Source organism: Kibdelosporangium banguiense, from assembly GCF_017876405.1.
Classification (GTDB): Bacteria; Actinomycetota; Actinomycetes; order Mycobacteriales; family Pseudonocardiaceae; genus Kibdelosporangium; species Kibdelosporangium banguiense.
In genome coordinates, this window is the sequence record NZ_JAGINW010000001.1 from 380,829 (window position 1) to 398,188 (window position 17,360).

Sequence of the window (17,360 nt, forward strand, 5' to 3'; positions counted from 1 at the left end):
TAGCGGCCAGACCCACAGCGGCACCAGGACCGAAGACCGCGCCGAACGGGACTGGATCACCAAGTGCGCCAGCGTACTGACGACAACCACCGCAGGAACACCCACGGCGCCGTGGCCCGAATCGGTGCGAACGCTGTTATGGCCAACCAGTTGGCGGCTCCGGTCGTGACCAACGCGGTCGCCATCGCCGTTGTCGCGGCCATGAACAGCAGGAGATTCCACGGCACGGACTGCACTGCGTCGCCCAGATCCTTCGGCGGCGTGACGGCGAGCCACATATGTGTCCTCGATCACGCGCGACAGCCACAGGATGATCGCAACCGCGAAAACGATGATGGTGAATGCCGCCACCCCGACCGCTCTCGGCAGCGGGGCCGAGGGCCGGGTGAGACCCCGATGAGAAGATCTTCATATACGAAAGGCCGCGCGGTCCGCGCGGCCTTTCGTGGTGCTGAGAGCCTACTTCTTGCCGCCCTTGACCCACTCTTCCCAGGGCACCTGCCAGTCGCCGAGGCCGTCCCAGGACTGCAACGGCTTGCCGCCGCTGTTCTGCACCACGAAGATGTCGCCCTTGCTGCCGATCTCCTGCATCCAGCGGGCGTTCTCGGTGGACATGTTGATGCAGCCGTGGCTGACGTTGCTGTTGCCCTGCTGGCGGAGCGACCACGGTGCGGAGTGGTAGAAGATGCCGCTGTTGGACAGGCGGCTGGCGACCGCGACCTTGGTGCGGTAACCGCCGGGCGAGTCGGCGGGGACGCCGTACGTGCCGGAGTCCATTGTGTAGTCCTGCTGCTCGGTCATCACGACGTACGTGCCGTTCGGCGTCTCGTGCGCACGCTTGCCCATCGAGATCGGCACGGTCTTGACGACCTGGTCGTCGACCGAAACGGTCATTTGCTTCGTGGCACCGTCGGCGACCGCCACGACCTTCTTGCCGATCGTGACCGAGGCCTTGCGGTCCTCCTTGCCGTACAGATTCGGGCCCAGCGCCTTGCCGTAGACGGCTGCGTCGACCGTGACCTTGGTACCGGACTTCCAGTAGTCCTTGGGGCGCCAGTGCACCTCGTTGTCCCGGAACCAGTAGAAGGCGCCCTCGACCTTGGGCTCGGTGGTGATCTTCAGAGCCTTCTCGGCAGCGGCCTTGTCCGGCACGTTGGACGAGAAGTAGAACGCCAACGGCTGCCCGACCCCGACCGTCTGGCCGTCGGTCGGGTTGACCGAGACCGAGATCTGCCGGCCAGGCTTGACCGTGCTGAAGCTGGACGTGAGCGAGGCCGGCTTGCCGTCAGTGCCCTGGCCGGACGCGTTCACGGTGTACGTCTTGCTGTAGCCGAGCGGCTCGGCGGACTCCCACTTCAGGCCGTCCGGCGAGATCGCGCCGGTGACCGGCTTACCGTCCTGATTGGTCACCGCGACCTGCGTCAGCTTGCCGTCGGCGGCCGTGACAGTGATCGGGTCACCCGGCGGCACATCACCCGCCTTGTCCGCGGGAGTGACCGCGAGCGCGACAGCCTTCGGCTGCGGACTGGGGCTGTTGTTGCCGGACGTCTGCTGGCCGCCGCTGGACGGCTGCGAGGACGTCGGCTGCTGCGCGGAAGGCTCCCCAGAAGAACAACTCGCCACAGTCAACGCGACCAACCCCGTGGCGATCGCCACAACCGACCGTCGCATCAAGACCCCACCCATACGTCGCCGCCCGATTCTGCTGCTGATGCTGTAGTGCACTCCCCGCGCGCCCCAGCGTGCCCGAACCCACCTGCGGGGTTTCCCCCTGATTGTGCCCTCTAGCTGCACGAGTCGATCATCGGGGGTCCGATTTCGAGGCACCCCGCACCCCATGCTAAGGTTTTCCTCGTTCGCACGGGAGACCGAGCGAGCGCCGCTAGCTCAACTGGCAGAGCAGCTGGCTCTTAACCAGCGGGTTCGGGGTTCGAGTCCCTGGCGGCGCACCCCCAAAGGGCAGGTCAACATCCAAGTTGACCTGCCCTTTTTGGTATTCGCGGCACTTATTTCGCTGTCTATGACGGTTCCCGCTGACCCGGGAAAGCCTCTGCCATGTTCCGGCGCGGGCTGGGCGGCTCTGATGGGTGGCCGGCTTCGGCGAGCATTCCGGGGCACGGCGGGACACCTTCGCTGGATGTGACATCGGCCTGGTCTGGGCGATCTGGGTCTCAGGGGTTGATTGACTTCGCCGGGTTGAAACCTTTTAATCGAAGGGAAAGCGGTTTCCCGTCACTGGCGAGGGGGCACGGAGTGCGGCGTTACGCGATCGTCGGGGTGGGGAACCGGGCTGACATGTATGTCGGGGCGTTGGCCTCGGAGTACGCGGACGCTGGGACGGTGGTGGCGTGGTGTGATCCGAGTCCGACTCGGATGTCCTACTACGACGAGGTTCTGGGGCGTGCGCCTGCGCGGTACTCGCCTGACCGGTTTGACGATCTTCTGCGGGAGCAACGGCCTGACGTTGTGGTCGTGACTTCGCCGGATGCCACCCACCATCACTATGTGGTCGCGGCCTTGCGGGCGGGATGTGACGTCGTGGTGGAAAAGCCCCTGACCACTACGGCTGAGGGTGCCCAGGCGATTGCCGATGCTGTTCGGGAGTCGAGCGGTGATCTGGTCGTCACGTTCAACTATCGGTACTCGCCGCGCAATAGTGAGGTGCGCAGGCTGATTGCCGACGGTGCGATCGGCAGGGTTACCTCGGTGCATTTTGAGTGGGTGCTCGACACCGTGCATGGCGCGGACTACTTCCGCCGCTGGCATCGGGACAAGGCCAACTCTGGGGGCCTGCTTGTGCACAAGTCCAGTCATCACTTCGACTTGGTCAACTGGTGGCTGGCCGATGTCCCGGTGACTGTGTTCGCTTTGGGCGGTTTGCGTTTCTACGGCGCCGACAACGCTGCCGAGCGGGGCCTCGGTGCACGTCCGGAGCGATCCACTGGTGCTCCTGGCGCCGCCGCCGACCCGTTCGCTCTTGATCTGTCCGCTGACGACAAATTGCGCCGGTTGTATCTGGAAGCCGAGCCGGACAATGGATACGTGCGTGATCTGGACGTCTTCAGCGCCGGGATCACCACCGAGGACAATCTTTCGGTGCTCGTGGGCTACCGCTCGGGGGCGACGATGAGCTACTCGCTCAACGCGCATTCGCCCTGGGAGGGGTACCGCGTCGCGGTGAACGGCACGGCGGGCCGGATCGAACTCGAAGTGGTGGAACGCGGTCACGTCCTGCCTGCCGGCGCCATCGATCCGAGCGTCTCCCCCGATCGGCCAGGCGGGCAGAACCCGCGGCCCGCAGGCGAACGGCTGCTGCTGCAAAAGCATTGGGAAGTGGCTGAGGAGATCCCGATCCCGGAGGGCGACGGCGCACACGGCGGCGGGGACAGCCAACTGCTCGAAGACGTGTTCCGGCCAGGGCTCGCCGAAGATCCGTTAGGCCGTCGTGCCGGAGTCGTCGACGGCCTGCTCAGCGCGGGCGTGGGCGTCGCGGCCAACGAGTCCCTCCGCACCGGACAGGTAGCCGGCGTCACCGTGAGTCCAACAGTCCGCGCATAGAACGTCGGGCAGCGATGCAACCCGTGACGGCACCACGCGTCTTGGTGAACAGAGATCAACCAACGACGTGCAGGGGGAAACAAGATGGGGCTCAGCTCCTTCAAGCCAGTGGCCGTCGGTGTCGCAGTCGCCGCAATGGCATTGCTTTCGGCCTGTTCCGGACAGAACACCACATCGCCGTCCACAGTGGATGCGGCCACGAAGAACCAGGCCCAGCAGCAGAACCAGGCCAAGCAGCAGATTCATGCCGGACAGGACAAGGCCGGGGATGTCAACTGCAGCGCGACCGGCGCCGGCCAGGTCGGGCCGGTCGGCGGCAAGCAGGCCGACCTGATCGCCGTAGCCGGCAAGGCCGGCACTATCGGCTGCACAGAGGCTTTCACCGTGATCACCGAGTACTATCGCGATGCCCCAAGCAAATCCGAGGGTACCGCCCACGTTTTGACTGTCCGGGGCTGGAAATGTATGGCCGACACCGGCGCGCAGGGCAGCGGCGCGGTCGGCTGTGACAAGGACGGCCTGTCCTTCCACACTGGACATTCCGATTCCACCGGCAAGAAGTTCGCAGGCAAGACGCTGACCGTCGAGCTGACCGGCTACGACACCAAGCTGGACATGGCCGAGTTCAAGCTGGTGAAGTACGTTCGCGGTGGCGCGGACAACGGCCACTACGAGCCTCTCCCCGAAGACCCGGGCACGCACCGCCTGCCGTTGACGAAGTCGCCCCAGATCCTCAGCGTGAGCAGCATCTGCTCGGACGGCCTCACCGCCGACAGCCGCGGCCAGGCGAACAAGCCATGCACCAAGGACCAATTGGTACGCAAGCTGAACGACTCGGTCGCCCCCTTCGCCAGCATCCAGGTCGATGGTGACGACCGGATCGCGAAAGTGGTCGAGCTCTACGCGCCCTGACACCGGATGTTCATGTCCATTGCGGACACGATCCGGTCACGGCCGATAATGCGGTCTCCCGCTCGCCCGACAGGCTGGGAAAGAGGAGGGAGACGGGTCATGGCCATTCGAGTGGGCGGGATCGAGTTATATGCCGGACCGCCGGTTCTGGGCGGTCCCGATGACCTGGACGCGGTGATCCGGGATTTCATCGGTGGCGCGAAACAATCCGTTCTGGTGGCGGTCCAGGAACTGGATTCACTGCCGATCGCGCAGGCCGTTCTCGCGGCCGCGGCCCGGCCGAAGGTCCCGGTGACGGCGACCAAAAGCCGGGTCCGGGTCCAGGTGATCCTCGAAGGCAACTATCTCACCGAGGACAAACCGCTGGCCGACCCGTTCGCGCCAGGCGGCGACAACGAGACCAACCGCACTCTGCACGCCGCGCTGTTACGCGCCGGAGTCGACGTCATCACCGATCTGAATCCCGAGATCTTCCACCAGAAGTTCATGGTCCGTGACGCGGGCACGGACAACGCCGCGGTGCTGACCGGATCGGCCAACTTCACCCGTACCGACACCGGCACGAATCCGGCCGGAAACACCGTGCAGGCCGGCAACAATCTCAACCACGTCGTCGTCCTGCACGGCAAAAAGATCACCGATCAGTATCTCACCGAGTTCACCCGGTTACGTTCCGGCACATTCGGCGATCTACACGAACGGGTCGAGCCCAAGCCACGCGAGTTCCGGATCGGCAACATCCGGGTCAAACCGCTCTTCGCGCCCCGCCACGGGCCGGAGATGGAAATCATGAAACAGATGCTGAAGGCCACCCGGCGCATCGATTTCGCGATGTTCACCTTCGCCCAGTCCAGTGGCATCGACGACACCATGGTCCGGCTTGTCAGCCCCCAGTTGCCCATCCGGGGCGTGCTCGACCACGGCCAGGGCACCCAGAAATGGGCCGCCACCCCGATGTTGCGCGCGGCAGGCGTCGAACTGTTCGACAACAAGCCGGGGACCGGCGTCCGCAAGATCCACCACAAGCTCATGACGATCGACGACCGCATCGTCATCGCCGGCAGCTTCAACTACACCGCGCCGGCCACGACCCTCAACGACGAGAACATCGTCATCCTTGGCGACCTCGAGGAAACCGACCCCGACGCCGAAGCCGACCAACAACAACTCGCCCTGTTCGCCCGCACCGAGATCGACCGGATCATCAGCACGCTGGCGACCCCGATCTGAGGTCACTGGCAATCCGCGGCACTCGGCTGTGTCAACGGCTGCAATCCGAGTGCCCGCAACACGATCCGGGTGACCACGGGATCCGAGGGAAGCTGGGAGTGTGACACGCGGGAGGCTGGGCAGACCGACTGCAGCGCAACGTTGACCGCACCGTCCAATCTGGCCGAGTCCGGGGGAATGACGGTCTGGTCGAGTTCCGTCCAGATCGTCATCCACGGCACGGACACCGGTTCGCTGACGATGGACTGCAGCAGTGAACTCCCAGTCGCGAGCTGACGGCACGCCGTGGGGCACGCGTCCGGCAACAACGCGTTACCACCGGTCGCCAAACGCGTACCGTGCAACGGCGAGCCGAGGGTGACGATTCGCCGTGCCTCCAACGAGCTGCGAGACACCCAAAGCCGCGCAACAACTCCGCCGGCCGAGTAGCCGACCAGGTCCACCGAAGGCGCACCACGCTCATACGCCTGCGAGACCGCACGATCCAGCACGGAAACCTGTTCGAGCAGATCACCGGTGCCATCACCGGGCAACGACACGACGACGGCTTCTCGCCCGGTCGCCCGGATCTGGCCGGCCAGTTCCTGCAAGGAGCCTTGGTTTCCGCCGTATCCAGGAATCAGCAGGACAGTGCCCAGCCGGGAGCGGTCAACCGTGACGGGGGTCTCAGTCAGGCGCGGGATCACGACGGCCGCGACGGCGATGACGACAAGCGCTGCGACACCGGCAAGCAGTGTGCGCCGTCGACCGCTTAATCCTCGCCACCACTGTCGTGCGTCCACACCACATCATGCCGCTTTACGTCGATTGTTCGTCGCTCGTGGATCGTAGGAGGGGTGCGACTGCCAAAACATGGACGCTGGCTGGTGGTCGCGGCGCTGACAGTCGTCGCGGTCGCGGTTCCGTTCGTCCCGAACGTGCTGCCGGTGAGCACCGGCACGGTCGATCCGGCGCGATTACGGGACCTGATCATGCATTCGGCGAATGTGCCGCACCAGGGATACGCCGAGAGCAGCGGCCGGCTTCCAGTGCCTGAGCTGCCCAAACTCGCGAGCGTGACCTCGTTGCTGACCGGCACCACCCGGATCAGGACCTGGTATTCCTCGCCGTCCCGCGAACGCTTCGACGTGGTGACGACCACTGGCGAGACGGATGTGTACCGGTCGGCCGACGGCGAGCAGACCTACGAGTCCGGTGAGAACAAGGTCACCGACCTGTTCGGCACGCTGCCGATGCGTCTGCCCCGCGCAGGTGACCTGCTGCCGCCCGAGCTGGCCCGCCGGATTCTCAACGCCGCCCCGGGTGACGCCCTCAGCAGCATCCCGGCGCAGCGGATCGCCGGTATCTCCGCCGCCGGGCTGCGGCTGCGGCCGACCGACCCGGACACCACGATCGGGCACGTCGACGTGTGGGCCGATCCGGTCAGCGGGGTGCCGCTGCGGGTGGAGCTGACCGCGAAGAACACCGAGGACCCGATGCTGATCACCCGGTTTCTCGACTTCAGCCTGACCCCGCCAGCCGACGACGTGCTGTCGTCCGACCTCTCCCCCGATGTCGGCGTCGGCATGCTCGAAGCGTCCGACATCGCCGAGGCGCTCGGCCGGTTCGGGCTGGTCGCGCCGCCTGACCGGCTCGCCGGGCGGGACCTGCGGATCGAGGATCTGGCCGGGATCGCCGCTGTGTACGGGACCGGGTTGTCGTCGTTCGTGGTGGTGCAGCTGCCGCGGGACGTCGCCGAATCGGCCTTCGACGCGGCAAAGAAAGCCGGGGCGAAGCAAGTAGGCAACACGGTGACTTTGCAGGTCCCGCCCTTGTCCCTGGCTGTAGTCCGGTCGGCCACCGGCCGGCGCACATTCCTGCTCGCGGGCCTGGTCGCCACGAAGGTGCTCGATCAGGCAGGCGCGGAACTGGCCGCACTCAGAAGGAGCCCGCGATGATCACCACCAGGGCGCTGACCAAGCGTTACGGCTCGATCGTCGCGGTGAACGCGGTCGATCTGCAGGTCGCGGAGGGCGACCGTTATGGATTCCTCGGCCCGAACGGGTCCGGCAAGACCACGCTCGTGCGGATGCTGCTCGGGCTGGTCTACCCGACCAGCGGCGAGATCACGGTGCTGGGCGAGAAGATCCCGAGCCGGGCGGCCCGTGTCCTGCCGCAGGTGGGGTCGCTGATCGAGGGCCCGGCGGCGTATCCGTACCTGTCCGGCCGCCGCAACCTCGCGCTCATGGACGCCGCCGGGTCGCGCGACAGCCGTAAAGCCCGTCGGGCGCGGATAGAGGAAGTCCTGGAGCAGGTCGGGCTCGCCGGTCTGGACGCGCGTCCGGTGAAGGCGTACTCGCTCGGCATGCGTCAACGGCTGGGCATCGCTGGGGCACTGCTGCGCAAACCGCGGCTGCTGATCCTCGACGAACCGACCAACGGCCTTGACCCACAAGGCATCCACGAGATGAGGGACCTGCTGATCGCGTTGAACCAAGCAGGCACAACGGTGTTCCTGTCCAGCCACCTGCTCTCGGAGATCGAACAGCTCTGTACCAGGGTCGGCATCGTCGACCGTGGCAACCTCGTGCTGGAGGACGATTTGACGGCACTGCGCGCTCCCACCGGCCGGGTCGTGGTGGAGAGCCCGGACTCGGACAAGATCGCCGAACTGCTCAATGGGCAACTGTCCGACCGTGCCGGTGACCAGCTGTTCATCAAGCACACCGACGCGGCTGAGCTGAACGCGTGGCTGGTCGGCGAAGGGCTGCGGATCTCGTCGATCACGGCCGAACGGCTGTCGCTCGAGCAGGTTGTGCTCGCGGCGACCGGACCAGGAGCAGACCGGATCGACGGGGACGCGTCGTGATCACAGTCGAGCTGCACAAACTGGTGCTGCGTCCCCGAGTCTGGCTGAGCGTGGCACTGTTGTGCGCGCTGCCCGCGATCGTCGCGGTTTTCCTTGCGACCACAGACATCGCGCCGCCGCCGGGGCAAGGCGCCGTGTTCCTGTCAGCTGTGCTGACCAATGGTTCGCTGTTCCCAGCGGCAGCATTGGCTTTGGTACTCCCGATTTTCCTGCCGCTCGCGGTGGCTGTCATCGCGGGTGACTCGATCGCGGGTGAGGCGTCGACCGGAACGTTGCGGTATCTGCTTGTCCGGCCGGTGGGACGGACGAAGTTGTTGCTCGCCAAGCTGATCGCGCTGGCCGTGTTCGTGCTGGGCGCGGTGTTGCTCGTCGTGCTGACCTCGTTGGTGATCGGGACGACTCTGTTCGGCTCCGGTGCCGAGGCTGTCGGCGGCCAGCCAGGGGCGGCGGTGACTTCGTTGTCCGGTGCGTCGCTCGGTCCGATGGACGTAGTCCTGCGGCTGTCCGGCGCGGTCGGGTACATCGTGCTGTCGATGCTCGGATTCGGTGCCATCGCACTGTTCCTGTCCACACTCACCGAATCCGCCCTCGGCGCGGCACTGGGCGCGATCTCGGTCCTGGTGACCAGTTCGGTACTGGAGGCGCTGGAAGCCGCGACCGTGATCAAGCCGTATCTGCCGACGCACTACTGGTTGTCCTGGATCGACTTCTTCCGCGACCCGATCCTCTGGCGCAACATCGACAGCGGGGTCCAGCTCCAACTGGTGTACATCGGCCTGTTCTTCGCCGCGGCGTGGGCGAACTTCGCCACCAAGGACGTCACCAGCTGACCCGGTTTCAGCGGCTGAAACCGCGTTGAAACCCGGTTAAGTCCGCCCTCTCGCAAGCTCGTCGTCATGACGAACATGGTGACGGCTACCGGTTTACGGAAGTCGTATGGCGGGAAGGTCGTGCTCGACGGCATCGACCTGGACGTCCCGGCCGGGACGGTCTTCGCCCTGCTGGGACCCAACGGCGCGGGCAAGACGACCACTGTGGAGATCCTTTCCACGCTGATCAGGGCGGACGCAGGGCTGGCCGTGGTCGCCGGGCACGACCTGAACGACGACGTCGGCTCCGTGCGCGGCAAGATCGCTGTCACCGGGCAGTTCGCGGCGATCGACAACATGCTGACCGGTGAGGAGAACCTGCGGCTGATGGCCGATCTGCGGCACCTGCCCAAGCAACGTGGCCGTCAGCTCACCGCGGAACTGCTCGCGAAGTTCGACCTGGAAGACGCGGCGCGCAAGCTGCCGGCGACGTACTCCGGTGGCATGCGCCGCCGGCTCGACCTGGCGATGACGCTGGTCGGCGACCCCCGGCTGATCTTCCTGGACGAGCCGACGACCGGGCTGGACCCACGCAGCCGGCGCACGATGTGGCAGATCATCCGCGACCTGGTCGCCAACGGCGTGACCATCCTGCTGACCACCCAGTACCTGGAGGAAGCCGACCAGCTGGCCGACCGGATCGCCGTGCTGGACCACGGCAGGATCGTCGCGCAGGGCACCGCCGACCAGCTCAAGAGCCAGGTCCCCGGCGGCCATATCAGACTGCGGTTCGCCGACACGGGCACGCTCGACATGGCTGCGCGGGCCCTGGATCGGGTGGTTCGTGACGACGACGCACTCACTCTCCAGGTGCCCAGCGACGGCAGCGTTCATTCGTTACGGGCCGTTCTCGACCGGCTCGACCAGGCGGCTGTCGAGGTGGAGACCCTGACCGTGCACACGCCTGATCTTGATGACGTCTTCCTCGCGCTTACCGGTCAGGGGGTGCGGGCGTGAGCACCTATGCTTTGCGTGACTCGGGAACCATGTTGCGGCGCAACCTAAAGCACTCGTTGCGGTATCCGTCGCTGGTGATCAGCAACGTGGCCGTGCCGGTTGTGATGCTGCTGCTGTTCGTCGGTGTGTTCGGCGGTGCGCTGTCGCCGGGCCTCGGCGGCCTGGACTACATCAACTACGTCGCACCGGGAATCACTCTGATGTCGGTGACCACAGCCACCATCGGCACCGCGGTGAGCGTAAGCATCGACAAGGGCGAAGGCATCATGAACCGCTTCCGCACCATGGCGATCTCCCGCGCGGCGGTGATGACCGGGCATGTGCTGGGCGGCGTGATCCAGACGCTCATCAGCGTCGCACTGGTGATCGGTGTGGCGGTACTGATGGGTTTCCGGCCGTCGGCCACAGCCGTTGACTGGCTCGCGATCACAGGTTTCCTTGCGCTCACGGCATTCGCACTGACCTGGATGGCCGCCGCGATCGGGCTGGTCGCGAAGGGCCCAGAGAGCGCGAGCAACATGCCGTTGCCGATGACCTTCCTGCCGATGCTCGGAAGTGGGTTCGTACCAACGGATTCCATGCCGGACACGCTGGGCTGGTTCGCCGCGAACCAGCCGTTCACACCGATCAACGAAACCCTCCGCGGCCTGCTGATGGGCACGCCGGTCGGCACCAACGCGTGGCTCGCGGTCGCCTGGTGCACGGGAATCACGATCGTTGGCTACCTCTGGGCACGCCGGGCTTTCCACCGCATGTCAACCCGCTGACTGGTCGTCGGCCAGCACCGCCAGAGCAGCCAGCCGCAACTCGTCCCGATCAAGGCCGGCGTACTCCGACACCGCGTCGGCGTACGCCGGTCCGTCAGTCTGCCTGGCGTAATCCAGGGCACGTTGCTCCGACATCGTCGGCTGAAAGGCCCGGACGTACCGAAAACGCTCTGCCAGGGCGATCATGCGCACCGCAGACCCCGGCGCACGATGCCGCTGTGTCATCCCGACTGCCAGCAACAACGCGCCCCAGACCGGGGATTCCATCAGGAATGGCGAAGGGTTCGGGGTGGGATGTTCCAGCAGCCACACGAGCCGGGCGGGGAGCAGCGCCACGAGATCCGCGACCATTTCCAGCCGGTCGTGCTGGGCGTGCGCGACGACCGTGACGGCGCGGATCGCGTCGAGCCAAGGATCCATGCCTAGCGGCTCGACCCGGTATTCGGTGCCGGCACTGGGATTGAGATACGCCAGGGCGCGTCGCCAGGTCTGCAGACCCGCGTCGATCTCGCCGCGCGCCAGCATGATCTCGGCCTGGATGCCAAGGCGCAAGGGATGACCACTCTGGTAGCCGCCAGGTTCGTGGACCTGTTCGAGCCATTTCCCGGCCGATTCAAGGTCCCCCTTGGTCAGGCTCACCATGGCGAGCGAGTAGCCGATCCCGGTCACGTCCGGCTCGACGATGCCAAGGGCCTCGTGCAGGTGGCGTAATGCGAGCCCGGACTCGCCGACATGCATGGCCAGCTCGCCGATCCGCAGGTGAACGGCCTGCCGGAACCACGGATTTCCCTGGTCACCCACCAGATCCGGGACCTGTCGGACGGACTCGAGCGCGGCGTGCGGGTCGAGGCTGCTCTCCTCGAAGTAGCTGGCAACGAAGTTGGCCAGCGCTGCCAGCAACAAGTACTGACTGTGTGTCAGTTCGTACACAGTGGACATACCTGGACGTTGGGCGAGCGTGGTCAGCAGGACAGCGGCGGCGCGGGGCAACGTGTCCGGCGGCGCCGGAGGCAGGCGGCGCAGAATCACCAGCGACCTGACGGCCCGCGGGCCGTTGATCATGAACGTGTGGACGGCACAGACGGCCGCGATCGTCCGCGTGACTTCGACATACGCTGGGGTGGGCGGGAAATGCGTCAGCACCCAGGCGCAGTCGTCGGCCAGGGCGGCGATCGGCGTGTAGTTCGACCCCACCAGCCACACTCCCACCAGGACGGCTCCAGTTGCGGCGACTGTGGCGCTGTCCGCACGGTCGATCGCGTACCTCACCGCCTGGACGAGGTTGTCCTGCTCAGCCAGGACCCGCTGGGTGGCGGGCAACGCGGCCGGCCCCAGAACCTGATCGTGGTTACCCAGGCCGAAATGCCGGGCCCACGCCAGCAGAAGCGTGACTGCCTGGTCGTGGTCCCGGTGCTTCGCGCTGAACTCGCGGACGGTCTCCAGCATCCGAAACCGGGCCCCGGCGGACGTGTCGGCCACCTGCAGCAGCGAATGATCGGCAAGGTGCTCCAGGATTCCCAGCGCTTCGGCGCCCAGAACGTGCTCAGCGGCCTCAGCCGTGAACCCGCCGGGGAAGATCGACAACGTCGCCATCGCCGCTCGCTGGGTCTCACCGAGCAGGTTCCAGCTCCAGTCCACCACGGCGTGCAGCGTCCGGTGCCGTTCCGGCGAATCCCTCGATCCACCGCGCAGCAAGGAGAATCGGTCGTCAAGCCGCTTCGCGATCTCGGCGACGGACATCACCCGCACACGCGCCGCCGCCAGCTCGATCGCCAGCGGAAGCCCATCCAAGTGCCCGCAGACCTCAGTAACAGTCCCGATCGGCAGATCCACCGCCGGACGAGCGGCCTTCGCCCGCTGCTCGAACAGTTCGACAGCAATGTCGAGCGGCAACGCCCCAAGCTGATGGACCGACTCCGACGACAGCCCGAGCGGCGCCCTGCTCGTAGTGAGAATCCTCAAATCCTTGGTCATCGATATCAGCGTCCGGGCGAGCTCAGCGGCCCCATCGAGCACATGCTCACAGTTGTCGAGCACGATCACTGCGGGTATACCGCCGACAACTCTGACCAGGTCCTGTCCACTGGCGCCAAGCACAGACGCGACCTCGCCTGCGACATCCTCATCTGCACTGGCTCCTGCCAGCGCGACGAAGTACACGTTGTGGCCTGTGATCTCCCTGCCGACGGCATGCGCAAGCCTCGTTTTCCCAAGCCCACCAGGCCCCGTGATCGAGACAACTCTCGACGTCCGCAGCAGGTCCAGCACCGCTGAGACGTCGTTGTCCCGCCCTAGCAAGGCATTTGGCTCGTGCAGCACTCCCCTCTTGGCTGTCTCGCCTCGCAGCAGCTCCTGGTACACCGCTTGAAGCGCGGCTCCAGGGTCCGTCCCCAGCTCATCCCTTAGCGACCGCCTGTACGCGTCGTACCTGCTCAAGGCCTCTGCTGAGCTCGTGGTCGCCGCCTGCGCCCGCAGCAGCTCAACCAACAACTCCTCGTCACGAGGCCGCTCGCCCGGCTAACTCTTCGAGTAGCCCTACTGCTTCGGCATGCCTTCCCAACCGTCCCAACGCCAACGCTTTCGCCCGATTGAGGGACCGCCAGACCGGTACATGGTCTTTGCGGAACTCCGCGACCGGATCGCTGTCCCCGCCCCCGGTCCCATCCCAGATCCGCAGCCCTGCCTCCGCACAGGCCAACGCCTCAACATGATCACCTGATCGGGTTGCCTTGTCCGCCGCGTTCGCGTTCAGCCGGATAGCTGTCGCATCAAGCTGCTCCTGCTCCAGCGCCAGCCGGTACCCAGTTGGCGTACTGGCAATGAGGTCCGCTCCCAGTTGCGTCCGCACCCGGGACACCAGGACATGAACCGCTTTACCCGGATTCTCAGGCCGCTCGTCCGGCCAGAGCCCTTCGACCAGCCGGTGCACCCCGCACCCGTTCTTCAGATCCCCCGCCAGCAACACCAACAAGGCCCGAAGCCTCGGAGCAGTAACCACCCGCCCCCGATACGCCACAGTAGACAGCACCACCAACTCCACCGCCACCCCGCCACAATAACCCGGTTGCTGCAGTCTTCATGTCGGGTTTCTGCTGGGGTGCTTCACCTTGGGTATTTGCTGGTGATTGTTTGCCTCGCCGGCGGGCAGACCGCCAGGAGGAGGGGTGGGGGATCGCCGTTGTGGGACGGGTGGGTTGCGTCGGGTCCCCTCGTTGTCGCCAACCGAGGCTCTTTCGCGCTCGGGGGCGCTGACCACGCCCGCCAGCACCTTCATCTTCGGCAACCGGTCCCACGCGCCGCCCGGGGGCGCCAACCGGCCCTCTCCCTGACCCCGCCCAAGCCCAAACCACGAACCCTCAAAGCCTGCGACTGGCCCAGCACTTAAGCACCTGTGACTGGCGAAGCACTGAGGCGCCTATGAGTGGCGAAGCCCCAAAGTGTGAGCCCCGCGCCGAAGGCGCCAGGCGCGCGCAGCGCGCCCAGGCGCTGGTGAAAACCCAAAATGACCAGCGCTGGTTCGACAGGAGCTGGCACCGTGGGGGGTTTGGGGGGCTCGGCCCCCCAAACTAATGACGAACCCCACCCGCGAAGGTGCGAAGCACCGAGCAGGGTTCACCCATGGGGTGAGTGACGGGACTCGAACCCGCGACTTCCTGGACCACAACCAGGTGCTCTACCAACTGAGCTACACCCACCATGCTTCTTGATGGAAGCGAGGTTAGCTTAGCGTGCCTTTTTTGGCAGCTGGTATTCGGGTCAGGTGTCGGGGTTGAGGACACGTTCGGCGGCTGCTCTGGCCTCTTCGCTGGTTGGTCCGGGCTGGGGGACGAAGGCTGTGTTGCGGTAGTAGGCGAGCTCTTTGATGGACTCGTGGATGTCGGCGAGGGCGCGGTGGGCGAGGCCTTTGCCGGGCTGTGCGTAGTAGATGCGGGGGTACCAGCGGCGGCAGAGTTCTTTGATGGAGCTGACGTCGACCATGCGGTAGTGCAGGTGGGCGTCGAGTTCCTGCATGTCGCGGGCGATGAAGCCGCGGTCGGTGGCGATGGAGTTGCCGGCCAGCGGGGCGGTGCGGGCTTCGGGTACGTGGGTGCGTACGTAGTCGAGGACCATGCGTTCGGCGTCGGCGAGGGTGACCGTGGATTGGCGGACTTCCTCGGTGAGGCCGGAGCGGGCGTGCATTTCGCGGACGACGTCGGGCATGTTGGCCAGGACGTCGTCGTCTGCGTGGATCACCACGTCGACGCCGTCACCGAGGATGTTGAGCTCGGCGTCGGTCACCAGAGCGGCGATTTCGATCAGGGCGTCGTTGACTAAGTCCAGCCCGGTCATCTCACAGTCGATCCACACCAGATGGTCACTCACCCGGCCGAGCCTATCCCGAGAGCTGCGCTGCCCTGGTGACCTCGCGCCGAGCTGCGCCGATCGTGTCCCGGTCCTACCGTGCTGTAGGAACCCCGGAAGGAGGGCTCGGTGACCAGTCCCGCGCAGGAGATCGCCGCCGGTTATGTGACTGAGGGCCAGGCGGTGCAGTTGGGCACAGTGGTGGTCGATGGCCAGGTGGACACCTCGGCGGTGATCCGGCTGCCGATGGCCACGTTGAACCGGCACGGCCTGATCGCGGGGGCGACCGGGACGGGTAAGACCAAGACGTTGCAGCTGATCGCCGAGCAGTGTTCGGCGGCGGGTGTGCCGGTGCTGCTCGCGGACATCAAGGGTGATTTGTCGGGTCTGGCCAGGGCTGGTGAGAGCACCGAGAAGGTCGCGGCGCGGGCGAGGGACACCGGGGATGACTGGCAGCCGGCGGCGTTCCCGGTGCAGTCGTTGTCGCTGGGCACGGGCGGGCCGGGGGTGCCGGTGCGGGCGACGATCACGAGTTTCGGCCCGATCCTGTTGTCGAAGGTGCTGGGGTTGAACGACACGCAAGAGTCGACACTTGGGCTGATCTTCCACTGGGCTGACTCGCGGGGCCTGGCGCTGCTGGACACCAAGGACCTGCGGGCGGTGATCGGGCATCTGACCAGTGAGGAGGGCAAGGCCGACCTGAAGCAGCTGGGCGGGGTCTCGGCGAGCACGGCCGGTGTGATCCTGCGCTCGTTGTCGAATCTGGAGGCTCAGGGCGGCGACGAATTCTTCGGCGAACCTGAGCTGGCGGTCGCCGACCTGCTGCGTACCGGTCAGGTGAGCCTTCTCGAGGTCGGCGAGCTGCGGAACAAGCCGGCGTTGTTCTCGACGTTCTTGATGTGGCTGCTGGCGGAGCTGTTCCAGGAGTTGCCGGAGGCCGGTGACCTGGACGCGCCGAAGCTGGTGTTCGTGCTGGACGAGGCCCATTTGTTGTTCAGTGACGCGTCCAAGGCCTTCCTTGAACAGATCGAGCAGACGGTCAAGTTGATCCGGTCGAAAGGCGTCGGGGTGTTCTTCTGCACCCAGTTGCCCACCGACATCCCGAACGCGGTGTTGTCGCAGCTAGGCGCCCGAATTCAGCACGCGCTGCGAGCATTCACGCCGGATGATCAGAAAGCACTGACGCAGACGGTGAAGACATATCCAACGACCGAGCACTACGAACTGGACAAGGCACTCACCTCACTCGGCACAGGTGAGGCGATTGTCACAGTGCTGAGCGAGCGTGGCGCACCCACTCCCGTCGCGTGGACACGGCTGCGAGCCCCACGTTCGTTGATGGGCACCATCGGAGTGGACGCCATCCGGGAAGCCGCGAACGCCAGCGACCTGCACGGCAAATACGCCGAGACGATCGACCGCGAGTCGGCATACGAGAAGCTCGCCGCAAAGATGGCGCCTCCATCGGACGCTCCCGCCCCTCCCCCACAGGAGCCTCCACATGAGAAGGACGAGCCAGGTGCCCTGGAGAAGGTCCTGTCCAGCGCGCCCGTGAAGTCCTTCCTGCGCTCGGCGGCCAGCGCGATCGGCCGAGAGATAACCCGAGGCCTGTTCGGGACAGCCAAGCGGCGCCGCTGAAACGTCCATCACGGCTTCCGCTGCGGAAGTACCGCTGGGTGTCGACCCCGGTCACCACAAGATCACCCATGAGGACTCCCCAAGAGGTCGCCACGGCACATGATCGAGGAGCTGCGGGAGGCAACAGCCTGGTCACCTGTATTCGACCCAATTCCGGCTGCCCGCAGCACAAGGGGATAGTCGGGTTATGCCAGCGCGGAGCGGGAAGGCTGGCCGCGCGGGATGCCTGGGTTCCTCCCA

General features: G+C 65.9%; 15 protein-coding genes and 2 tRNA genes. 10 read left to right on the plus strand and 7 right to left on the minus strand.

Translation table 11 applies throughout. The annotated features are described in order from the left end of the window. Window positions 1-56 precede the first annotated feature (56 nt). Complete coding sequence (locus JOF56_RS01700; RefSeq protein WP_209633697.1) at window positions 57-278, minus strand: hypothetical protein; 222 nt, start codon at window positions 276-278, stop codon at window positions 57-59. Between the two features lie 181 nt (window positions 279-459). Then, window positions 460-1,671 carry a L,D-transpeptidase gene (locus JOF56_RS01705; protein WP_209633699.1) on the minus strand — a complete coding sequence of 404 codons (1,212 nt, stop codon included), beginning with the start codon at window positions 1,669-1,671 and terminating at the stop codon, window positions 460-462. A gap of 205 nt (window positions 1,672-1,876) precedes the next feature. On the opposite strand from JOF56_RS01705, the gene JOF56_RS01710 reads away from it, so the two are divergent. The 4 genes from JOF56_RS01710 (at window position 1,877) to JOF56_RS01725 (ending at window position 5,700) form a co-directional block, all read left to right on the plus strand. Beyond that, window positions 1,877-1,949 (plus strand) — tRNA-Lys (locus JOF56_RS01710). Between the two features lie 304 nt (window positions 1,950-2,253). Beyond that, the gene (locus JOF56_RS01715; RefSeq protein ID WP_307854870.1) at window positions 2,254-3,558 is read left to right on the plus strand and encodes a Gfo/Idh/MocA family protein; all 1,305 of its coding nucleotides are present in this window, start codon (window positions 2,254-2,256) and stop codon (window positions 3,556-3,558) included. An 84-nt stretch (window positions 3,559-3,642) separates the two neighbouring features. Next, window positions 3,643-4,470 (plus strand): hypothetical protein, encoded by an 828-nt coding sequence (locus tag JOF56_RS01720; protein ID WP_209633703.1) that lies wholly within the window; start codon window positions 3,643-3,645, stop codon window positions 4,468-4,470. 99 nt (window positions 4,471-4,569) lie between these two features. Next, on the plus strand, window positions 4,570-5,700 hold the full coding sequence (locus JOF56_RS01725; RefSeq protein ID WP_209633705.1) for a phospholipase D-like domain-containing protein: 1,131 nt from the start codon (window positions 4,570-4,572) through the stop codon (window positions 5,698-5,700). Between the two features lie 2 nt (window positions 5,701-5,702). On the opposite strand, the gene JOF56_RS01730 is transcribed toward JOF56_RS01725, so the two are convergent. After that, complete coding sequence (locus JOF56_RS01730) at window positions 5,703-6,482, minus strand: esterase/lipase family protein (protein ID WP_307854871.1); 780 nt, start codon at window positions 6,480-6,482, stop codon at window positions 5,703-5,705. Between the two features lie 54 nt (window positions 6,483-6,536). Between JOF56_RS01730 and JOF56_RS01735 the strand changes: the two genes are divergently transcribed. The 5 genes from JOF56_RS01735 to JOF56_RS01755 all read left to right on the plus strand — a co-directional run bounded on the left by JOF56_RS01735 (window position 6,537) and on the right by JOF56_RS01755 (window position 11,141). Continuing rightward, complete coding sequence (locus JOF56_RS01735) at window positions 6,537-7,637, plus strand: hypothetical protein (RefSeq protein ID WP_307854872.1); 1,101 nt, start codon at window positions 6,537-6,539, stop codon at window positions 7,635-7,637. Beyond that, window positions 7,634-8,548, plus strand: a complete 915-nt coding sequence (locus JOF56_RS01740; RefSeq protein WP_209633706.1) for an ABC transporter ATP-binding protein — start codon at window positions 7,634-7,636, stop codon at window positions 8,546-8,548. The genes JOF56_RS01735 and JOF56_RS01740 overlap by 4 nt, the downstream gene beginning before the upstream one ends. Then, on the plus strand, window positions 8,545-9,378 hold the full coding sequence (locus JOF56_RS01745) for an ABC transporter permease (RefSeq protein ID WP_209633708.1): 834 nt from the start codon (window positions 8,545-8,547) through the stop codon (window positions 9,376-9,378). Before JOF56_RS01740 ends, JOF56_RS01745 begins: the two co-directional genes overlap by 4 nt. Before the next feature lie 66 nt (window positions 9,379-9,444). Next, window positions 9,445-10,374, plus strand: a complete 930-nt coding sequence (locus tag JOF56_RS01750) for an ATP-binding cassette domain-containing protein (RefSeq protein ID WP_209633710.1) — start codon at window positions 9,445-9,447, stop codon at window positions 10,372-10,374. Then, on the plus strand, window positions 10,371-11,141 hold the full coding sequence (locus JOF56_RS01755; protein WP_307854873.1) for an ABC transporter permease: 771 nt from the start codon (window positions 10,371-10,373) through the stop codon (window positions 11,139-11,141). The genes JOF56_RS01750 and JOF56_RS01755 overlap by 4 nt, the downstream gene beginning before the upstream one ends. On the opposite strand, the gene JOF56_RS01760 is transcribed toward JOF56_RS01755, so the two are convergent. The 4 genes from JOF56_RS01760 to orn form a co-directional block, all read right to left on the minus strand. Then, on the minus strand, window positions 11,130-13,628 hold the full coding sequence (locus tag JOF56_RS01760; protein WP_281065413.1) for an ATP-binding protein: 2,499 nt from the start codon (window positions 13,626-13,628) through the stop codon (window positions 11,130-11,132). The two genes, JOF56_RS01755 and JOF56_RS01760, sit on opposite strands and share 12 nt — an antisense overlap. A 10-nt stretch (window positions 13,629-13,638) precedes the next feature. Beyond that, the gene (locus JOF56_RS59370; RefSeq protein WP_307854874.1) at window positions 13,639-14,187 is read right to left on the minus strand and encodes an AfsR/SARP family transcriptional regulator; all 549 of its coding nucleotides are present in this window, start codon (window positions 14,185-14,187) and stop codon (window positions 13,639-13,641) included. A gap of 573 nt (window positions 14,188-14,760) precedes the next feature. Continuing rightward, a tRNA-His gene (locus JOF56_RS01765) sits at window positions 14,761-14,836 on the minus strand. Window positions 14,837-14,897: 61 nt separating this feature from the next. Then, window positions 14,898-15,503: an oligoribonuclease gene (gene orn / locus JOF56_RS01770; RefSeq protein WP_209633712.1), complete on the minus strand. Its 606-nt coding sequence runs from the start codon at window positions 15,501-15,503 to the stop codon at window positions 14,898-14,900. Window positions 15,504-15,611: 108 nt separating this feature from the next. Between orn and JOF56_RS01775 the strand changes: the two genes are divergently transcribed. Next, window positions 15,612-17,120: a helicase HerA-like domain-containing protein gene (locus JOF56_RS01775; RefSeq protein ID WP_209633714.1), complete on the plus strand. Its 1,509-nt coding sequence runs from the start codon at window positions 15,612-15,614 to the stop codon at window positions 17,118-17,120. Window positions 17,121-17,360 lie beyond the last annotated feature (240 nt).